At 45.5% G+C, this 18,148-nt stretch carries 14 protein-coding genes; 3 read left to right on the top strand and 11 right to left on the bottom strand.

Features of this window, described 5'->3' with window-relative positions:
• Positions 1-19 precede the first annotated feature (19 nt).
• From HGH90_RS17845 to HGH90_RS17820, 6 genes are all read right to left on the bottom strand, one after another.
• Positions 20-211 (bottom strand): hypothetical protein, encoded by a 192-nt coding sequence (locus tag HGH90_RS17845; protein WP_169191657.1) that lies wholly within the window; start codon positions 209-211, stop codon positions 20-22.
• 12 nt (positions 212-223) lie between these two features.
• Positions 224-2,047: a type VI secretion system Vgr family protein gene (locus HGH90_RS17840; RefSeq protein ID WP_169191656.1), complete on the bottom strand. Its 1,824-nt coding sequence runs from the start codon at positions 2,045-2,047 to the stop codon at positions 224-226.
• A gap of 1,324 nt (positions 2,048-3,371) precedes the next feature.
• The gene (locus HGH90_RS17835; RefSeq protein ID WP_168766659.1) at positions 3,372-3,962 is read right to left on the bottom strand and encodes a family 16 glycoside hydrolase; all 591 of its coding nucleotides are present in this window, start codon (positions 3,960-3,962) and stop codon (positions 3,372-3,374) included.
• Between the two features lie 193 nt (positions 3,963-4,155).
• Positions 4,156-5,511, bottom strand: a complete 1,356-nt coding sequence (locus HGH90_RS17830; RefSeq protein ID WP_169191655.1) for a TolC family protein — start codon at positions 5,509-5,511, stop codon at positions 4,156-4,158.
• A 14-nt stretch (positions 5,512-5,525) separates the two neighbouring features.
• Positions 5,526-8,651 carry an efflux RND transporter permease subunit gene (locus tag HGH90_RS17825; protein ID WP_168766661.1) on the bottom strand — a complete coding sequence of 1,042 codons (3,126 nt, stop codon included), beginning with the start codon at positions 8,649-8,651 and terminating at the stop codon, positions 5,526-5,528.
• A gap of 88 nt (positions 8,652-8,739) precedes the next feature.
• The gene (locus HGH90_RS17820; protein WP_169191654.1) at positions 8,740-9,825 is read right to left on the bottom strand and encodes an efflux RND transporter periplasmic adaptor subunit; all 1,086 of its coding nucleotides are present in this window, start codon (positions 9,823-9,825) and stop codon (positions 8,740-8,742) included.
• A gap of 484 nt (positions 9,826-10,309) precedes the next feature.
• Between HGH90_RS17820 and HGH90_RS17815 the strand changes: the two genes are divergently transcribed.
• From HGH90_RS17815 to rnc, 3 genes are read left to right on the top strand one after another with little or no spacing between them, the layout of a single operon-like run.
• Entirely contained in the window at positions 10,310-10,546 is a 237-nt protein-coding gene (locus HGH90_RS17815) for an acyl carrier protein (RefSeq protein ID WP_012788038.1), read from the top strand.
• Positions 10,547-10,569: 23 nt separating this feature from the next.
• Complete coding sequence (gene fabF, locus HGH90_RS17810) at positions 10,570-11,823, top strand: beta-ketoacyl-ACP synthase II (RefSeq protein ID WP_145663216.1); 1,254 nt, start codon at positions 10,570-10,572, stop codon at positions 11,821-11,823.
• 10 nt (positions 11,824-11,833) lie between these two features.
• Positions 11,834-12,553 (top strand): ribonuclease III, encoded by a 720-nt coding sequence (gene rnc / locus HGH90_RS17805; RefSeq protein ID WP_317166155.1) that lies wholly within the window; start codon positions 11,834-11,836, stop codon positions 12,551-12,553.
• 22 nt (positions 12,554-12,575) lie between these two features.
• Here rnc and HGH90_RS17800 read toward each other — a convergent pair whose 3' ends face one another.
• From HGH90_RS17800 to HGH90_RS17780, 5 genes are all read right to left on the bottom strand, one after another.
• The gene (locus tag HGH90_RS17800) at positions 12,576-13,178 is read right to left on the bottom strand and encodes a GyrI-like domain-containing protein (RefSeq protein WP_168766663.1); all 603 of its coding nucleotides are present in this window, start codon (positions 13,176-13,178) and stop codon (positions 12,576-12,578) included.
• Between the two features lie 140 nt (positions 13,179-13,318).
• Positions 13,319-14,350 (bottom strand): DJ-1/PfpI family protein, encoded by a 1,032-nt coding sequence (locus HGH90_RS17795; RefSeq protein ID WP_168766664.1) that lies wholly within the window; start codon positions 14,348-14,350, stop codon positions 13,319-13,321.
• Positions 14,351-14,424: 74 nt separating this feature from the next.
• Entirely contained in the window at positions 14,425-15,396 is a 972-nt protein-coding gene (locus tag HGH90_RS17790) for a helix-turn-helix transcriptional regulator (RefSeq protein WP_168766665.1), read from the bottom strand.
• 320 nt (positions 15,397-15,716) lie between these two features.
• Positions 15,717-16,751 carry a cytochrome d ubiquinol oxidase subunit II gene (gene cydB / locus HGH90_RS17785; RefSeq protein ID WP_168766666.1) on the bottom strand — a complete coding sequence of 345 codons (1,035 nt, stop codon included), beginning with the start codon at positions 16,749-16,751 and terminating at the stop codon, positions 15,717-15,719.
• A 4-nt stretch (positions 16,752-16,755) separates the two neighbouring features.
• Positions 16,756-18,147: a cytochrome ubiquinol oxidase subunit I gene (locus HGH90_RS17780; protein ID WP_168766667.1), complete on the bottom strand. Its 1,392-nt coding sequence runs from the start codon at positions 18,145-18,147 to the stop codon at positions 16,756-16,758.
• Position 18,148: the final 1 nt, after the last annotated feature.

The following is an 18,148-nucleotide window of genomic DNA, read 5'->3' as shown; positions in this document are numbered from 1 at the left end:
TGTATTATATGTGGATGCGTTACGCTTTCGGTGTTTGTGTTGGAGCGGTGTTTTTGATAAACCTTATTCCGGTTTGTTTTCCCTGGATAACAATGGATTTGACGGCATACAGCGTCACTGGTCCATGGGAATTCCAGTGGATGCTTCTGCAGTTTTCCGTATATCTTTTGCAGATAACAGATAGTTTTCCAGTGGCGGAATTGTTATTCATATGGTTCATGTTTTAGTGGATGATAGATTTCTCAATGCTTTTAATAGTGACGGTTTTCCCCGATGAAATATGCATATCTTTTTTAGTGCTATGGATGTTTATTTCTTCGGCATTTTTTTCCATTTCCCGGGCTTGTACATGGATGTTTTCCCTGGCTATTTTGACAATGTTAGAGGCGGTTAGCCGGTAGTCGTTAAGCGCATATTGGTTGATGCCATCGCCGGCTGTATGCAGGATATTCATGCCGGCAGTATGATGCTGGTGTATGCCTGCGTTGATATCAATATTTTCGGTAGCTTGTATGCCGATGTTGCGGGCTGTGATTTTTATGCTTTCGGGGGCAGATAGAGAGATGCTTTGGTCCTTTGTATTCATGATGAGGGTGTTGCCGCCTTTGTCGGATATGATGATATTTTCGTTACCATCGGTGTCGTCCAATCGTATAACATGGCCACTACGGGTTTTAATTATTTTTATGTTGTTTTGATCGTCTCCTTCATTTGTTTTGGCAGCTCCGTTATAGGCGCATCCTGTGGCATAAGGCGCCTCTGGATTTCCTCCTTCGAAGTCTACCCATACTTCTTCATTTATTTCAGGAATAAAATAGAATCCTTTATTGGTGCCGCCATGGGGTTGATGGAACCTGATCCATGGTGAGCCGCCTTTCTGCCAGTTGAATCTCACGCGTATCCTTCCCAGCCCTTTAGGGTCATTGTTATCGATTACCACTGCGCTTTGCGCCTCACAATGGGGCATGTTGCATGGTTTTCTGAGAGCTGGATTCAGGTCGGCCGGAATGCCCTCAAAAGCGTTGTGATAATCCCCGTTTCCATTGCAATGGTGCTCAATAGCAGTCAATAGGAATTCGCCATATTCTTCCCTGTGGAGTAAAGTTTCCTGTATGCTGACAGTATCGCCCGGCCGAAGCCCTGTATTCGTACTGGCGCCGTTGAGTAGCACCATTTGGGAGAGCAATCGTTGCTGATATTGTTGCGTGAGGAAAGATAGTTCCATTGCCGCATGGCTGCTGAATGCAAACGGCATATTATAGGTCGCAGTATGATGATAGAATTTTTTACTCAAGGCATGAAGGTGCCGGGTATAATTATTGGAGCTTTGAACGGGTTGTTGTAATACCTCCGATACAATGACTTGTGGGCGCCTGTATTCATAGGCTTGCAATAGCTGATTGCCCGGTAGAATCCTGCAGTTAATCTGAAATGACGCCAGATCTGCTTGATGCGTAAGGCTTACTTTTTGAGGCCTGTATTTTCCAAATATAATTTGTTGCCCATTGTAGAAGAAGTGCTCTCCATATCGCTGGGAGATGCGATGGAGAAAGTCAAAGCCAGTCTCTTTGTATTGTACCACATATTTCAACGTGTGGGTAAAAACGGGATTCACCAGGCATTCAACAGAAAAAGGGTAACAGTTTTTGAAAATGGTGTTAACAATGGATGATAAGGCCAGCTGCTCGAATGATTGGGTGTGTGGATTGCCTGATAGAAAGATGGTGGGACTGTTGCCCTGTAATATACAGCTGCCTGTATTGCCGTTCTGCTCTTTACCTGCAGTGATATTGGTGATGATGCCGTTAAACAGTAAGGGGTTGAATTTTCCTGGCAGTTCAACAGGTTGGATACATATGCTCACTTCTTTTCCAAGTAAGTATTTTCCGGCTGTAACCGGGTTAGCGCCATAAATCGACAGCCAGTCGTATCCAATACCTAATTCAAATTCATGGTGTTTTTCCATGGACTGCTTCAAGTGCAGAAACTGAAATTGTCTGAGTTTTATTTTGTCTATAGATATGGTAGTTACCGTATTTAGCCTCATGGCGTGGGGTTTGAAAGTTTTTCAGGAAGGTTTTTGGCGGGGTTAACCTTAGCAGGTTAAAATCGGGTTGAAAATTATGTAATAAATTTGAATTGAGAAAAAATAATTAAGAATCCTACCTAAAAAAATTAATTTAAAAACTTTATTTATTTATTTGGTGTGTTGTTGCTGTCTTTTGAATCCCTTTATCATATTGTGTTTGGAGATGCATCGGTGTTAGTTTGTTGTTGTATAAATATTTTTGCCGACCGTAATTTTTTTATTGAAAAAAAAATTAACTTTGGATAAATATTCTGTGAGCGATTCTTTTCATTTGTTGTGATAAACCAAAATCGAGTAAGCAAATCTGTTATCGCAACGTACTTCCATCTGTTAGTAAATGTAAATGGTAAAGGCTGAATTGGGCTATAGTTATGGATTTAGCGCAATTTGGTTTTGACTGCTATTGAGTGACGGCTAATGTCAGCATACCAGGAGCATGTTGATTATTTTTCTAATAATAGTTAAGAAGAAGCTGTACTGGCAATAAGGAATTAGATGAATAAGAGCAAGAAGTTATTGAATAGATGAGCATTGAATACAATCGGGAGCTGTAGTAAAGAAATATTTTATCTCATACGGTTTGTAACTCAGGCGTAGCTAAAATTACAGTTGGTCTCGAGACGATACCTTATGGGTTTACATCAACGTAATGATGGGACTACCCTGGCGGGGCTGGCATTGCCATTATTATGAAGAGCCGATTAGGTATCACCGGGCTTGTAACCTGAGAAGAAGCACTATGGATGAAATTTCTGAGTGAGTTGATGGTTGGTTAATATAGCCGACACGGGAAGCTTTCCACTGTAATACAAGCGGTCATACAGATAACCGTTGGCGTTATTGCCAACGAGGAAGAGGTATGTTCAGGGCGTAATGGAAGTGGTTATAGGAGGTGTCATTGGTTTTGTAACCAGTGACCGGTAAGTATTGATGTATGTTGGCGCTGATTGCATTGCTGGCATGGAAGGTTATGCCGCGGTATAATAAAGGATTCACATGAAGCGACGTCGGCTTTGAAGACGATGAGGGGAGTTGTTAGTATTGTTGTTTGTGGGGCCGGTTGTATGGCAGGTGGAGAAAATTATGCTCACAGTATAATGAAAGGGCGCATGAATTACCGTCGGCTTTGAAGACGATGAGAAGAATTGCGAGTACTGTTGTTTTTTTGCGAGACCGGCTGTATGGCTGGTAGGGAAAGTCATGCTCACAGTGTAAAGGCAATTAAAAAGGCCTTAAGGACCAACGCCTTAAAGCCCGACTTCTAACTTAACAATCAACAACCTTACTTGAAAGATATGTTCCTCCATTCTCCCGAAGAACCGTTACCTACCCAATACCCTACCATGCCGGTTTTAAGGGTGCAGATCTGCGTAACGGATAGACATTTCTTTCCGTTTACATAGGCTGTTACTTCCGGGAATTCAATGACGAGTTTAACGTGAAACCAGTTGTTAGGATCGGTAGCTGTATCAATTTCATTTTCATATTTGCCGGGGTATTGGTCTCTTAAAGTAAACCAATCATATTTAGGAAGGGAAATGTATTGCACTGAATGCGCTCTTCTTCCCGGCTCCGGTACCTGGAAGTTAAAGGGACGAAAATAAACAGCATCATAAGTAGAATCATTCTGGCCATGAAACGCAAGACCTACAAAGCTTTGCTGCAACACATTCTTCCCTTTTACATCGAACTCTATAGTGCCGTTTGAAAATTCCTGGTTGCTAATCCACGCTACACCAGGACCATCTGCTTTGTTAAGATGAATAACAGAATCTTTTATCAGCGAACGATTTACTAAACGGAGTTGTTGAGCAAAACAGGTACTGGTAAGCAATAACAGACAGGTTACGACGATGCTAAGATGACGATACATGATGATTATGTTTACGGTTCTTATTATAAAATCATGCCGTGTAAAATATGGTTGATAATTAATCTATATTACAAAATATTTTTCATAATGTGTTCGCCGGCGATACACTTGTTGTTCATCGCCGTACATCTGTTGAAAAGGAAAAGCGGTACCATATGATACCGCTTCACTGTAAAAGGTTGGTGATTGTATTTTATTGTAATAATGCGCCATTTAAAAGGCCTAACTGCGTTTCCGCCAGCTTGGCATTATAGCGTGCCTGGATTAAACGATAAAATGAATCTTCCAGGCTCTGTTGTGCAATTTTAACTTCCAGGATGGTGGATACGCCTTGCTTAAATCGTTCCAATGCAACCATCGCATTTTCGTGTGCCAGGTCATTGGTTTCTTCTTCCAGCGCGACTTGCTTTTTATAGTACTCGTAGTCTTTGAATGCGTTATTGAGTGACAGGTCGACCTGCGATTTTATATTATCCAACGTAATGTTCTGGAAATCGAAATCAATATTCGCATTTTGTACCTGTCTCTTTACATTAAACCCGTTGAAGATAGGTATGGCGGCGGTGAGCCCATAGTTGAAAACGCCGTTGCGGTTGAATTTCGGACTAAACGCATTGGAGGCTGCATTGGAAGTATTTCTATTATAGTTGTAGCCTGAATTGAATGATATCACCGGGAAGTAATCTGCACGACGCTCTTTGATGGCGAGCGCCGATATGTTCACATTTTGTTGTTGCACTTTTATCGCGCTATTATTATTGGCGATGTTTTGCTGCAACAGGGAAAAGGATAACCCACTATTCAGCGGAATGGAATCTATTACATCGTAACCAATAGCGCCGGCAGGAACAGCCATGAGTTGATTAAGCAACCCTTTGCTTTCTTCTATCAGTGTTTGCTGGCGGAGATACAGTGCTTTTTGGGCATTCAGGTCTACTTTAGACTGCAGCAGGTCAGTTTTGGGAGCAAGACCGGTACTGAATTTAGCATCAGATAATTTTACCCGTTCTTCTGAAATCGACATTTGTTCTGCCAGGGCCTTCAGCTGTTGTTTCTGTTGTACAATGTTATAATAGCCATTAATAATAGTGGCAATGGAATTTTGCACCTGGTTTTTAATAGCCAGTTCTCCCAGGTCGCGGATGGACTGTAATTTATTGCGTGTGGCAAACATTTTCAGACCGTCAAATAAGGTCCAGCTCAATGTTACATTGCCGCTGATATTATTGCCTTTGATGCCGCTGGTATCTCTCTTGGTACCATTTACGAATTCCTGTTTGGTGGCGGTATTATTCCAGGTGGTGCCGGCGGTGGCATTCAGGCGGGGCACGAAGGCAAAGTTCGAATAGGCGTAGTCATTAGCAGAAAGCTCTGCAGTATTCCTGGCTAACCGGATATCAAAATTATTCTTGAGTGCTACATCAATGGCCTGCTCCAGCGTAAGTATCTGTTGCTGGGCCTTAAGGCCGGTAGCACTTATCAGTATGAGCAGTAAACATAAGTACTGCTTCTTTATATTTATCATCATAAATAGCTTCGTCTTGTTCATGCAATCAGTAGCGTTTAGGCATGTGCTGAAGTGACAGGTACAACCGTATCTTTTTCGTTTTCTTCCTCCTCATGGCGTTTATTACCTCTGCGGGAGAAGAAAGTATACATCGCCGGGATAACGTATAAAGTTAATACCAGCGAGAATATGATACCTCCCACAATGACAATCCCTAATGGAATACGGCTAGTGGCGGCAGCTCCCAGCGACATGGCAATGGGCAGTGCACCCAGTGCCATAGCCAGGCTCGTCATCAGGATCGGGCGTAAACGAAGCGAGGAGGCATTGATAACGGCATCTGATTTTTTCATACCACTATCACGTTGGTGGTTCGCAAATTCTACGATGAGGATACCGTTTTTCGTTACCAGGCCTATCAGCATGATTACGCCAATCTGTGAAAAGATATTCCAGGTTTGATTAAACAGCCATAGCGACAACAACGCCCCGGCAAATGCCAGTGGTACTGTGAGCATAATGATTAACGGATCTATCCAGCTTTCAAACTGGGCGGCCAGTACCAGGTAAATAAGCACCAGGGCCAGGCCTAAGGCAAACATGGTATTGGAGCCACTCTCTGCATAGTCGCGGGACGAGCCGGAAAGCGCCGTGTTGAACGAATCGTTCAGTATACTTTCCCGCTGTAGTTTATCATAAATCCGGTACATCTCTTTCAATCCATCACCAATGGTTTTGCCGGGAGCGAGGCCTGCGGAAATGGTGGCCGATTTATAACGGTTAAAGTGATAGATGATAGGCGGACTGGTTTCCTCTTCAATGTTTACCACGTTGTCGAGCTGTATGGCTTCACCGCGGGAATTGCGCACATACAGGTTTTGCAAGTCCATAGGATCATCGCGATCTGCGCGGAATACTTGCCCCATTACCTGGTACTGTTTACCATTCCTGATAAAATAACCATAGCGGAGATTACTCAGCGCGAGCTGTAGTGTTTGTGAAATATCCTGTACAGACACACCCAGCTGGGTAGCTTTATCACGGTTGATGTGAATACGCAGTTCCGGTTTATTAAACTTCAGATCTACGTCCGTGCCCTGGAATACCGGGCTGCTGCCTACTTCCTCCATAAACTTGGGAAGTACAGCTGTTAAGGTATCGAAGTTGATATGTTCGAGTACAAACGATACAGGTAATCCGCTTCTGCGTCCTACCTGGATGGTTTGTTGCTCAATGGCAAACACTTTTCCTTCCGGAAATCTGCTCATATTGCGGTTTACCAGGTTCACAATATCTTTTTGCGAACGGTGGCGCTCTTGTGGTTCGGTGAGCACTACGTTGGCAAAGGCGGTATTTACTGCACCGGATCCGCTGAAGCCGGGAGAGGTAACACTGAGAATGATTTTCTTTTCCGGTATAGAGTCGGCCATGAATTTGGTGAGCTTATCTACGTAAGCGTCCATATAGTCATAGGCAGTACCTTCCGGCGTGGTAATAGAGAGACGGAATGTGCTGCGGTCTTCCAGCGGCGCCAGTTCAGATGGCAGTGTTTTAAACAGGAAATAAATCATCACCAGGCAGCCGGCAATGATTAATCCGGCCACCCAACGGATATGCATAAACGATTCCAGCGAACTTTTATAACCTTCTTCCATCCAGCGGAAGAAAGGTTCTGTTTTGGTGTAGAACCAGGAATGGGTATGTGTTTTACGGCCCAGCTTTACGTTTAGTACAGGCGTTAGCGTAAGTGATACGAATGCCGAGATAATTACTGCGCCGGCTACCACGATACCAAATTCACGGAATAATTGTCCCACAAATCCCTGGAGGAAGATAATCGGTAAGAATACAAAGGCCAGGGTAATAGAGGTAGCAATTACCGCGAAGAAGATTTCTTCAGATCCTTCCCGTGCTGCGCGCATACGGGGCATGCCGGCTTCTATCTTTTTATAGATATTTTCCGTTACCACGATACCGTCATCCACCACCAGGCCGGTAGCGAGTACAATAGCCAGCAGGGTGAGGATGTTGATGGTAAAGCCGCAGGCATACATAATGAAGAACGCGCCGATAAGGGATACCGGGATATCTATCAACGGACGGAGGGCCATGAGCCAGTCGCGGAAGAACAGGTACACGATGATAATTACCAGTACGAGGGCAATGATCAGGGTTTCTTCCACTTCATCGATCGATTTTTTGATGAAGCGGGTATTATCCATGGCGATATTCACGGTGTAGTCGTCAGGAATGTCTTTTTTCAGCTGGTTATACCTTTTATAGAATTCATCTGCGATGGCCACGTAGTTGGATCCGGGTTGAGGGATGAGTGCCAGTGCAATCATCGGGATACCGGATTCTTTCAGCATGGTTTCTTCGTTTTCCGGTCCCAGTACAGCCTGACCAATGTCGCGGATACGGATTTCGCTGCCGTTTATATTTTTGATGATGAGGTTATTAAAGTCGTCTTCCGATACCAGGCGGCCGAAGGTGCGTACGGTAAAGTCGGTGGCATTACCGGCAATTTTACCGGAAGGCAGTTCCACGTTCTCGCGAGCCAGGGCGGCCTGTACATCGTTGGGGGTGAGGCTATAGGACGACAATTTAGCCGGGTCCATCCAGATACGCATGGCGTAGCGTTTTTCTCCCCAGATCTGGATGGCGCTCACGCCGGGAATGGTTTGGAGCTTTTCGAGGAGTACGTTGGTGCCGTATTCCGTTACTTCCAGTTGGTTGCGGGTATTACTCTGTACTGTCATGGAGATGATAGCATCGGAGTTGGCGTCTTGCTTGGATACTACCGGAGGGGCATCAATATCCGGGGGCAGGCTGCGGAGGGCCTGGGATACTTTGTCGCGTACATCGTTTGTAGCGCCTTCCAGGTCTTGTCCCAGTTCAAACTCCACGGTGATATTGCTGCTTCCCTGGCTGCTGCTGGAAGATATATTTTTGATCCCGGCAATACCATTGATTTGTTTTTCCAGTGGTTCGGTGATCTGTGTTTCAATGATATCAGAGTTGGCGCCTGCGTATGAGGTGCGTACGTTAACGATAGGCGGGTCTATCGCCGGAAAGTCTCTCACCCCCAGGAAGGTAAATCCTACCATTCCGAATATCACGATAATGATATTCATCACGATCGCAAATACCGGGCGTTTGAGTGATAAAGAAGGTAAACTCATGGCAAATATTTTCGGTGTTCTTTTTCCGTTGGCAGGTAATCCGGGGAGATAGGTTCCGCCGGGGGCCTACTGCCGGATAAGAAAGTTGTTACTGTATCTTATTATACTTCAGCGGCATACCTGGTTTCAGCTGGAGGATACCGGTGGTGATAACCGTATCGCCGGCTTGCAGACCACTGGTGATTTGTACGCTGCTTTCGGTACGGAGGCCTGTTTCCACGGTCACAAATTTAGCTTTGCCGTTATCCGCTACGATTACTTTTTTATCGCGGGTGCCTGGAATTACCGCCTGGGAGGGGATCATCATGGCATCCGGCATATTTTTGAGTATAATTTTTACTTTGGCGAAAGACCCCGGGAACAGTACTCCATTATTATTGGGAACGATGGCACGTAGTTTTACGGTGCGGGTGGTCAGGTCAATTTTCGGGTCTATGGCATAGATGCTGCCTTTATATTCATTATTATCTCCTGCTACGTAGAAATTTACCTGGTCGCCGTTTTTAATGGCGTTGCGGTATTTTTCTGCTACGGAGAAGTCCATTTTAAGCGGATCTATTTGTTGGAGGGTGGTGATAACGGTAGCAGAGGACACGATAGCGCCTTCGCTGACGTTGCGCAGACCCAGTTTGCCGCTGAAGGGAGCGCGTAGCTCTGTTTTCTGCAGCTGGGTTTGGGTATAGTCCATGTCGGCCTGGTAAGCGCTTACCTGGTTGCGGGTTACGTCCACATCCTGTTGACTGATACCATTTATTTTGAGCAGGTTTTCCTGGCGTTCCAGGGTGGTTTTAGCCAGTTGTTGCTGTAATTTCAGTTTCTGGAGTTGGGCTTTCAGGTCTTCATCATATAATTTAACCAGGATATCTCCTTTTTTCACCGGGGTACCTTCTTTAAAATATAGGTGTATGATACGGCCGTTGATTTCCGGTTTCACTTCTACTTCTTCATTGCTTTGTAAGGTACCGCTTGCCTCAATAGCCTGGTCGAGTTTGGATATTTTCACTACCCAGCCGTCGGTGAGCAATGACCTGGCGCCGGCGGCTCCTTTAGCGGAAGCAGCGGTGGGGTCGGCAGCAGCCTTGTTGCCCGCAATTTTCTTATAAACGAAGAAGATGACGATGCCAGCTGCAGCCAGTAACAGGATGGAGCGGACGGTCTTTTTGGTGATGGCCATATCTTTTTATATGTGTTTTAGCAGCGTTTAGCTGTTGATCTATAGCTTAATATTAATGGCGAGCGGCGACTTTTGTTACCGTACAGTACTCCCCGGTGGAGGAAGTCTCTCACAAGCCGGACAAATTTAAGCATTGAGGGGGCTGAATGCACCCGGCAACTGTTAAATAGCGTTAAGGGTTTAGATAAGTGGCTAAAAAGCCGGTTGAATGGAGATATTTAGAGATTTGCAGATTTTGGTGAAGGGGGATTGTCTTATTTGTCCTTAAAAAGGCGACTTTTGTGTGGAAATATGCAAATCTGTAAACATACCAGTATCAAAAATATATAAATTCTTTTATTAACAAAGCTATGAATATGTTTACTGTACTGAGTTTGGCGGGATTGCGCTGCTTGGATGACCTTTAAAATTCGGGCTATCTGTTGGCAATTCAATAAAAATTATATTTTTGCAGTCAAGTTTTAAACCAAAAACACTTAAAATTATGTCAGACATTGCATCAAGAGTTAAAAAGATCATCATTGACAAATTGGGCGTTGACGAAGCCGAGGTAACTCCTGAAGCCTCCTTCACCAACGACTTAGGCGCTGACTCTTTGGATACGGTAGAACTGATTATGGAATTCGAAAAAGAATTCAACATCTCCATTCCTGACGAACAAGCTGAAACTATTACTACTGTTGGCCAGGCAGTTGCTTACCTGGAAGAACATGTAAAATAATCCTACTAATCAGAATTGTTTTAATGCAACCAAGACGAGTTGTCGTTACAGGTTTAGGCGCTCTTACACCGCTCGGCAATTCCGTGGCTGATTTTTGGCACGGATTGACGAACGGTGTATCCGGCGCAGATTTTATCAAGCAATTTGACGCTTCCAAGTTCAAAACCCGTTTTGCTTGCGAACTGAAGAATTTTGATCCTGCTAACTATCTGGACAAGAAGGAGGCCCGTAAGATGGACCCCTTTACACAAACGGCAGTTATTGCCGCAGATCAGGCGATACTGGACGCCAATATCAACAAAGACAAGATCAATGCTGATCGGGTGGGAGTGATATGGGGCACCGGTGTGGGTGGTATGATCAACTTCAGCCATGAGCTGCGGGAATTCCATACAGGGGACGGTACACCCCGTTTTAGTCCATTTTTGATTCCGAGGCTTATACTGGATATCGCAGCCGGGTATATTTCTATCCGCCATGGTTTCAGAGGGCCTAATTTTTCTGTTGTATCTGCTTGTGCATCTGCTACTAATGCTATTATAGAAGCGATGTACAGCATCCGTTACGGTAAAACCGATATGGTGATTACCGGTGGATCAGAAAATGTAATCAACGAGCCTTGCGTAGGTGGCTTCAATGCCATGAAGGCTTTATCCGAAAGAAACGACGATCCTAAAACGGCTTCCCGTCCCTTTGATCTCGACCGTGATGGTTTTGTAATGGGAGAAGGGGCAGGTGCTCTGGTACTGGAGTCATTAGAACATGCCCAGGAAAGAGGCGCCAGGATATATGCAGAACTGGCAGGCGGCGGCGCTACAGCGGACGCATATCATATCACTGCTCCCCATCCGGAAGGATTAGGTGCATTGAATGTAATGCGCAACGCATTGGCAGATGCCGGGATGCAGCCAGGCGAAATCGATTATATCAACGTTCACGGTACTTCCACCCCATTGGGAGATATTGCCGAAGTAAAAGCCATCCAGCGGGTTTTTGAAGAGCATGCATATAAAATGAATATCAGCTCCACAAAATCCATGACAGGTCACTTACTCGGAGCCGCCGGCGCCGTTGAATCTATAGCCGTAATTATGTCTATCATCGATAGCATAGTTCCTCCTACGATCAACCACTTTACTGACGACCCGCAGTTAGATCCGAAACTGAATTTTACTTTTAATATCGCACAGAGGAGAGAAGTAAACGCCGCATTATCCAATACCTTTGGTTTTGGTGGACATAATGCCTCCGTTATTTTCAAAAAATTTGTTCCTTGATCTTGATTGTGTGAATTTACTGCCAGGTTTTTTATATCGACTTGTTTCCAAAAAACGGCACTTATATAAAGAGCTGCACAACCTGCTGGGATTTCCCCCCGGTAATTTTGCCCTCTATGAAGTGGCCCTGAGCCATCGTTCCAGTAAAGAAAAATTCCTGGAAAGCAACGAAAGGCTGGAATACCTCGGTGACGCCATTCTTGGCGCTATCGTAGGAGACTACCTCTTTAAAAAATATCCTTACAAAACAGAAGGATACTTAACAGAGATGCGCTCCAAGATCGTTAACCGGCAACAGTTAAATGATATCGCCATCAAAATGGGATTGCGCAAGCTCACCATTTACGACAAATACAATAGCTTTCTCAAAATCAGCCAGATATTTGGAAATACCCTGGAAGCCTTGGTAGGCGCTGTTTACCTGGATCGCGGGTATAACAAAACCCAACAGTTCGTACACAAGCGGATTATCCTGCCTTACATCGATATGGAACTGCTGGAAACCGTGGAAATGAACCACAAAAACAAGTTGTACGGCTGGGCGAACAAAAATGGAAAAAGCCTCGAGTTTGAATTACTCGAGGAACAAATGGATAATGGCCGCCGCATTTTTACCGTTGGCGCTGTGGTAGATGGAGAACTGATCTGCAGCGGAAAAGCCTTCAATAAGAAAGATGCCAGCCAGATTGCCGCTCAGCAAGCCATTATTCAGTTAGGGCTTGGCGATTAGCACTTCTCCTATCCTTATTCTACTAACGACTTACGGGATGCCTTAATATCGTTTTCAGTTTTTCCGGTGCTGTTTTCCGGAAATCGGAAAGATAAATTTCATGGTGCCGCCCATTCATCTTTAATCCATGCTGGTGCATAAAATCATCCATCTTCTTCAAGGAGGCTGGCTCTTCACTGTAAGCCCCGGTATGTAGCAACTGTACACAAAGTCCTTCGGCTATTTCTTTATAATCAACTTTGCGGATTTTGGAAGATTTCTTCTTTTTCTCTGCTGCCAACAATGCTTCAGAGAACTGCTGGCGGGTAATTTCATCGGGAATCCGGATAGCCAGTTCGTAATGCCACTGATCCCGCGGTACTTTTAAAGGATCGGTGGTAACATCGTCTACCCACCAGAAGCCTTCCAGCTTGCTGACGGTGAAATCGTGCCCTTTCTCTTTGCTGTTGAACTTGATGCCATAGGCCACCGCATATAATGCGGCGGTTGCATCGGCAAACCCGGCGCCATTGGGATCGCCCTGACCAGCAATGGTCAGAAAAAGCCCTTTCTCCATGGTGGCCAGCGCCGGTTCACTGGTAGCCGTGTAGTACTGTTTAAAGGTTTTGGTTAAATCTTGTTTCATTGTTATAAGATATTGGTCAAGTATAAATGATGTTATGAGCAGCCATCCCAGCCTGGTATATAGTTTCATGGGGGTAAAAATTAGTGCGCCATATATCCCCGGAAAGTGGCTGTAGTCTGCTTCCCGGGGAATGGCTGTTGCTATACTATCCCGATTTGTACGTTGGTAATATTTTGTGCGGGTTGTTCGAAATTGTAGCGGAGATACTGTTCGCGGGTATACCCGGTCATTGGCGTCCCCAGCATTTGTAAGCCAGTGATCAGCTTTCCGTAAGTATCGCCCAGTTGTTCCCAGGGACCATGGTGCTGCAGGCTTACGCAGCGGAATGGAGGCATGGTTTCGCATAGCCAGGGAGCTGGCACCGGTTGAACACCTGTAACGGGCAAGCCGATGTCGAGGGTGAATACAGTATCTGGCTGTCCGTCGAAATTGTGGTAATGCCACTGTGCGCCGCCACATATTTCCAGTCCCGCCGCAATGGCTGCTTCATATACCGTTTTGATCGCCGTACGCACCAGTTGCATCATCCCGGCTAAGTTGGTCTGGTAGCGGCGATAGAAGAAATGAAAGGACGAAGCGGTTTCCATCTCCGGGGTATTATTATCCGTATCAAAGAAGCCAAACCAAAATTTCAGTTGTTCCTTTTCCAGTAAATCAAAGTGTATGAAAATAGCCTTTGCAAAAGCCACCATGGCGGTGCCGGATGCGGTAATGATTTGTCCGCCATCTACTGCAGGGCTTTGCTGATAGCTGGCTTGGCCCTTATAAGCTGGCGCCAGCATCTTCAATACTTCCGGGTGGTTGCTGGTATGGGGTATGTTGTCGAGCAAGCCATGTTGGGCCAATAGTGCCGTGGCGCCACAGATGGCGGCCACTGTTTTTTGCTGTGCCAGCAGTTGTTGTACCAGTGGCAACACTTCCGTATTGGCCCCTTGTTCCATAGGCGCGCCACCCGGTAAGATAAGCAGATCGATATCAGCTGCCATGGCTTGCTCCAGGCTGGAGCGTGGCTGCACCGGCAGTTTGCCTCCCGAAGCAACCGCCTCCCCATTCAGTGAAAAGGTTACCACGTTAATATCTGTAAAGCAGCCAATGCCATACATGGTAAGGGCAGGTTCCCAGTCGGAATAGCCATCGAAAAGAAATACATAACAATTGGTCAGCTTCTTCATATAGTGTTGTGTTTAATGATAATACAAAGCAAAGAAGGGCTGATGACAACCTTATGTCAGTAGTTATACCGGATTTAAAAATAATGTTGATGGAGTTCTGCTACAAGGTTTGCCGTAGCGGTTTTCAGCTCCAGGGGTTCGAGTACTGTTACCTGGTTACCAAACATCACCAGCCAGCGGGAGAAGTAGCTTAGGGAGCCAGTGAGGAAGGTTAGTTCAGTGAAATCGCCTTTGACTGTTTCTTCCATCAGCCCAAAATAGTATTTCTGCTCCCGGATATGCCGCATCACGTCATTGTCGAAGCGTAGTTTTATCAGGTGGGCCTCCTGCTTATGATTGTTGCGTTGTTGCTCCAGGTAACCTTGTAGAGAAGGGTGTTTTCCTTTTTCATAGTTGCTGCTCAACAGGCTGAGTTTACGGATGCGGTCTAACCGGAAGTCGCGGTATCCCTGCCGGAGCCGGCAAAAGGCGATCAGGTGCCATTTATGGCTCATATGAAAAATACCGATGGGTTCTACCTCCCGGCGGGTAGCCACCTCGTCCTGGAGGGAAAAATACTCCATATTAATCACCTGGCTCAGGCCGAGTGCCTGCTGGATGTCAGACAAAAAGCGGTTGGGGAACTCATCTCCGTCAGTATTAACCAAAGCGCCGGGCTGGTAGCGGAGTACGGCAATATTTTCCTCCAGCGACTCCAGGTAGTCTTTTTCCGATCCCCGGAGTACGGAACGTATTTTTTCCATCGCCAGGCTAAACTGCTTTTTGTTGCTGTGGTCGCTAAATTGCTCCATCAGCTTCTCCCCCGTCAATAGGGCGGCGGCTTCTTCTTTGGAGAACATTACCGGGGGGAGGTGATACCCATCTACGATATAGTAGCCTGTACCGGCTTCAGCGCCAATGGGCACGCCGGCCTCCTGCAGGGCTTTCACATCTCTGTATACTGTTCTCAGGCTGATATTGAAACGGTCAGCTATTTCCGCTGCTTTCACTATTTTTTTCCCTTGTAATTGAATCAGAATGGCAGTTAGACGGTCGATGCGGTTCATGGAAGCGGTAAGTTGTGGCTACGAATTTCGGTCGCCCAAAATTATTTTTAGAAAATTTTTTAAACCGGTTAAACTTTATTGAAAGTTAACGGTCTTAAATATACAACACCTCCCGATGAAGGCATGAAAGTGAGAAAATGACACAGGCGAGTTTCGGGAGATATCAATTCAATGCTACAGTACAGAATATAGGTTAAATGGTAAGTCCCTGCAATTTCTTGCGGGGACCTGTTTTTTTAGGACTTCCCATTACGCTATATAATAGCAGTCACTCTGAGATATCTTAGCTGTCTAATAGACCTAATAAATGCTGAGCTCGCTTAGTAACTCATCTCATTCAACTTAACCTTACCCCTGAAAGTCCAAAACAGGAAAGTAGTATATCCCACCACCATTGGAGTGCCTATTGCGGCGATCAACAGCATGATTTTCAAAGATTTTACAGAAGAAGCTGCGGCATAAATGCTGATGCTATAAGCCGGATCGGTGGTAGAGATCACGATATTGGGGTATAATCCAACAGCAAACAGGATCAACAGACAAGCAGTGATGATACAAGAATAAGCAAAAGCGGTGTAATATTTACGGGCATCCACATTTCTCTTGATATTCAGTACTATCAGCACCGCCAGCATCGGCAACAGAAATAAGCTGGGGTGCGATTTAAACTGATGCGTCATATGGGGTACGTAAATCAGGGTAGCCATCGACGTTAGAATGAAACAGAGGATAAAGAATTTACTACAGTTGTTAACAATAATGGTGAGCCGCGTGTAAAGCCTGTTTTCCGTTTTCATCACCAGGTAAATAGAACCATGTAGCATAAACAGTGACAAGGTGGTGAATGCAATCAGTATCGCATAAGGGTTGAAGAAGGTAAGCACGTTGCCGGTAAACTCATGGTCTTTATTCATGGGGAGGCCATGTATCAGGTTGCCCAGTACCAATCCCAGCAAGAGCGTAATCCCGGTACTGGACACCATATAGCTGATATCCCACATTTTGCGCCACCATAGCCACGGTTCTTTACTCCTGAATTCGATGGAAATAGCGCGGAAAATAAGCGCAACCAGGAACAACATAAAGGGAATATAAAAGGTAGATAACAATACGCCATATACCAGCGGGAAGCCCGCAAACAGCGCCCCTCCAGCTATCACCAGCCATACCTCGTTACCATCCCATACCGGGCCTATCGCATTCAGGACCAGGCGGCGACTTTCTTCTTTCTTAAAAAATAAATGTAAAGCACCCGCTCCGAGGTCAAAACCATCTAAAACGCCGTACCCGGTAATCAATCCTCCGATCACTAAAAACCACCAGGTAGGTAAATCCAGTCCGAGTATTGTTTCCATACAATTATAATTTAGTAGGATGGTAAGTAATATTATCGTGGTAATAGCCATCGTATTCTATTTCCGCATTTTCGGAGATATCAGGCCCATGCTGTATTTTCCTCGTCAGCAGATAGATGAAAAGGGTAAACAGCAGTACATATACCAACGTAAATAAGATCAGGGAAAACATGACCTGGTCGGCTGTTACCTTACGGGATAAAGCATCAGAGGTGCGAAGCAATTTATATACTACCCATGGTTGACGGCCTACTTCCGCCGCATACCATCCCACCTGGTTGGCTATTTGCGGTAATAAAACGGCCCAGGCAAAAATGACCATCAGCCAGCGTTGCTGGAAGAGTTTCTTTTTCCATAGCAGGAAAACAGCCAGCAGTGTGAGTCCTATGAGCGTGATGCCGATGGTGATCATCATATGATACATCTGGAAAACGAAGTTCACGGCGCCTGGTCTGTCTTCTTTGGGCGTAGCGCGCAAACCCTCCACCGGTGCTGAAAAGCTGCCATGTGTGAGGAAAGAAAGTCCGCCGGGAATTTTGATACCGGTAGTGTGCTCATTTTTATTATCTACCCATCCCACAATATACATAGGCGCTACTGCAGAGCTATCGTAATGCCCTTCCATGGCAGCCAATTTTGCAGGCTGGTATTTGCTGACATAATGCGCGGAACGATGACCCGTGAAAAGCTGCAGCAGTGCAGCAATCACCGCCACGCTCAAACCTACTTTAAACATGGCCTGTGCGTGGGTAACGGCGCGCTGTTTTAATATATACCAGGCGCCCACACTCATTACCAGGAAAGACCCTGCGAGGAACGCGCCTATAATTACATGCGAAAAACGGTCTACAGAAGATGGATTTAACACCATGGCCCAGAAGTCGGTTACTACGGCACGGGCGCCCAGGTCGTGGCCTTCTATACGAAAGCCGGCGGGTGTTTGTTGCCAGGAGTTGGCAATCACAATCCACAATGCGGAGAAGATAGAGCCCAGCGCCACCATACAGGTAGAAAAATAATGGACGCCTTTATGTACCCGGTTCCATCCGAAAAGCAATACCCCCAGGAAGGCTGATTCCATTGCAAAGGCGAAGATCCCCTCGGCCGCCAGGGCGCTGCCAAAAATATCGCCTACATAATGGGAGTAAGTAGCCCAGTTAGTACCAAACTCAAATTCCATCACAATACCGGTAGCCACGCCAATACCAAAGATCAGGGCAAATATCTTGATCCAGAAGCGGGTAATATCTTTATATACTGCAAGACCTGTTTTGAGATAAAGCCCTTCCATGATCACCAAACATAGCCCCAGTCCTATGCTCAGCGGAGGATAGATGTAGTGAAAGGCAATGGTAAAAGCAAATTGTATCCTGGATAGTATTTCTACGGATGGCATA

Origin of the sequence: Chitinophaga sp. Ak27, from assembly GCF_012726295.1 — a bacterium.
Lineage (GTDB): Bacteria > Bacteroidota > Bacteroidia > Chitinophagales > Chitinophagaceae > Chitinophaga.
Note: the sequence above shows the minus strand (reverse complement) of the source record. Positions and strands in the feature narration are given on the sequence as shown.

Excerpts from the sequence above, each read along its gene's own strand:
- HGH90_RS17835 (WP_168766659.1), bottom strand. The coding sequence starts at position 3,962 with ATGTATCGTCATCTTAGCATCGTCGTAACCTGTCTGTTATTGCTTACC.
- HGH90_RS17790 (WP_168766665.1), bottom strand. The coding sequence starts at position 15,396 with ATGAACCGCATCGACCGTCTAACTGCCATTCTGATTCAATTACAAGGG.
- HGH90_RS17800 (WP_168766663.1), bottom strand. The coding sequence starts at position 13,178 with ATGAAACAAGATTTAACCAAAACCTTTAAACAGTACTACACGGCTACC.
- HGH90_RS17780 (WP_168766667.1), bottom strand. The coding sequence starts at position 18,147 with ATGCCATCCGTAGAAATACTATCCAGGATACAATTTGCTTTTACCATT.
- HGH90_RS17820 (WP_169191654.1), bottom strand. The coding sequence starts at position 9,825 with ATGGCCATCACCAAAAAGACCGTCCGCTCCATCCTGTTACTGGCTGCA.
- fabF (WP_145663216.1), top strand. The coding sequence starts at position 10,570 with ATGCAACCAAGACGAGTTGTCGTTACAGGTTTAGGCGCTCTTACACCG.
- HGH90_RS17840 (WP_169191656.1), bottom strand. The coding sequence starts at position 2,047 with ATGAGGCTAAATACGGTAACTACCATATCTATAGACAAAATAAAACTC.
- cydB (WP_168766666.1), bottom strand. The coding sequence starts at position 16,751 with ATGGAAACAATACTCGGACTGGATTTACCTACCTGGTGGTTTTTAGTG.
- HGH90_RS17830 (WP_169191655.1), bottom strand. The coding sequence starts at position 5,511 with ATGAACAAGACGAAGCTATTTATGATGATAAATATAAAGAAGCAGTAC.
- HGH90_RS17845 (WP_169191657.1), bottom strand. The coding sequence starts at position 211 with ATGAATAACAATTCCGCCACTGGAAAACTATCTGTTATCTGCAAAAGA.
- HGH90_RS17825 (WP_168766661.1), bottom strand. The coding sequence starts at position 8,651 with ATGAGTTTACCTTCTTTATCACTCAAACGCCCGGTATTTGCGATCGTG.
- HGH90_RS17815 (WP_012788038.1), top strand. The coding sequence starts at position 10,310 with ATGTCAGACATTGCATCAAGAGTTAAAAAGATCATCATTGACAAATTG.
- HGH90_RS17795 (WP_168766664.1), bottom strand. The coding sequence starts at position 14,350 with ATGAAGAAGCTGACCAATTGTTATGTATTTCTTTTCGATGGCTATTCC.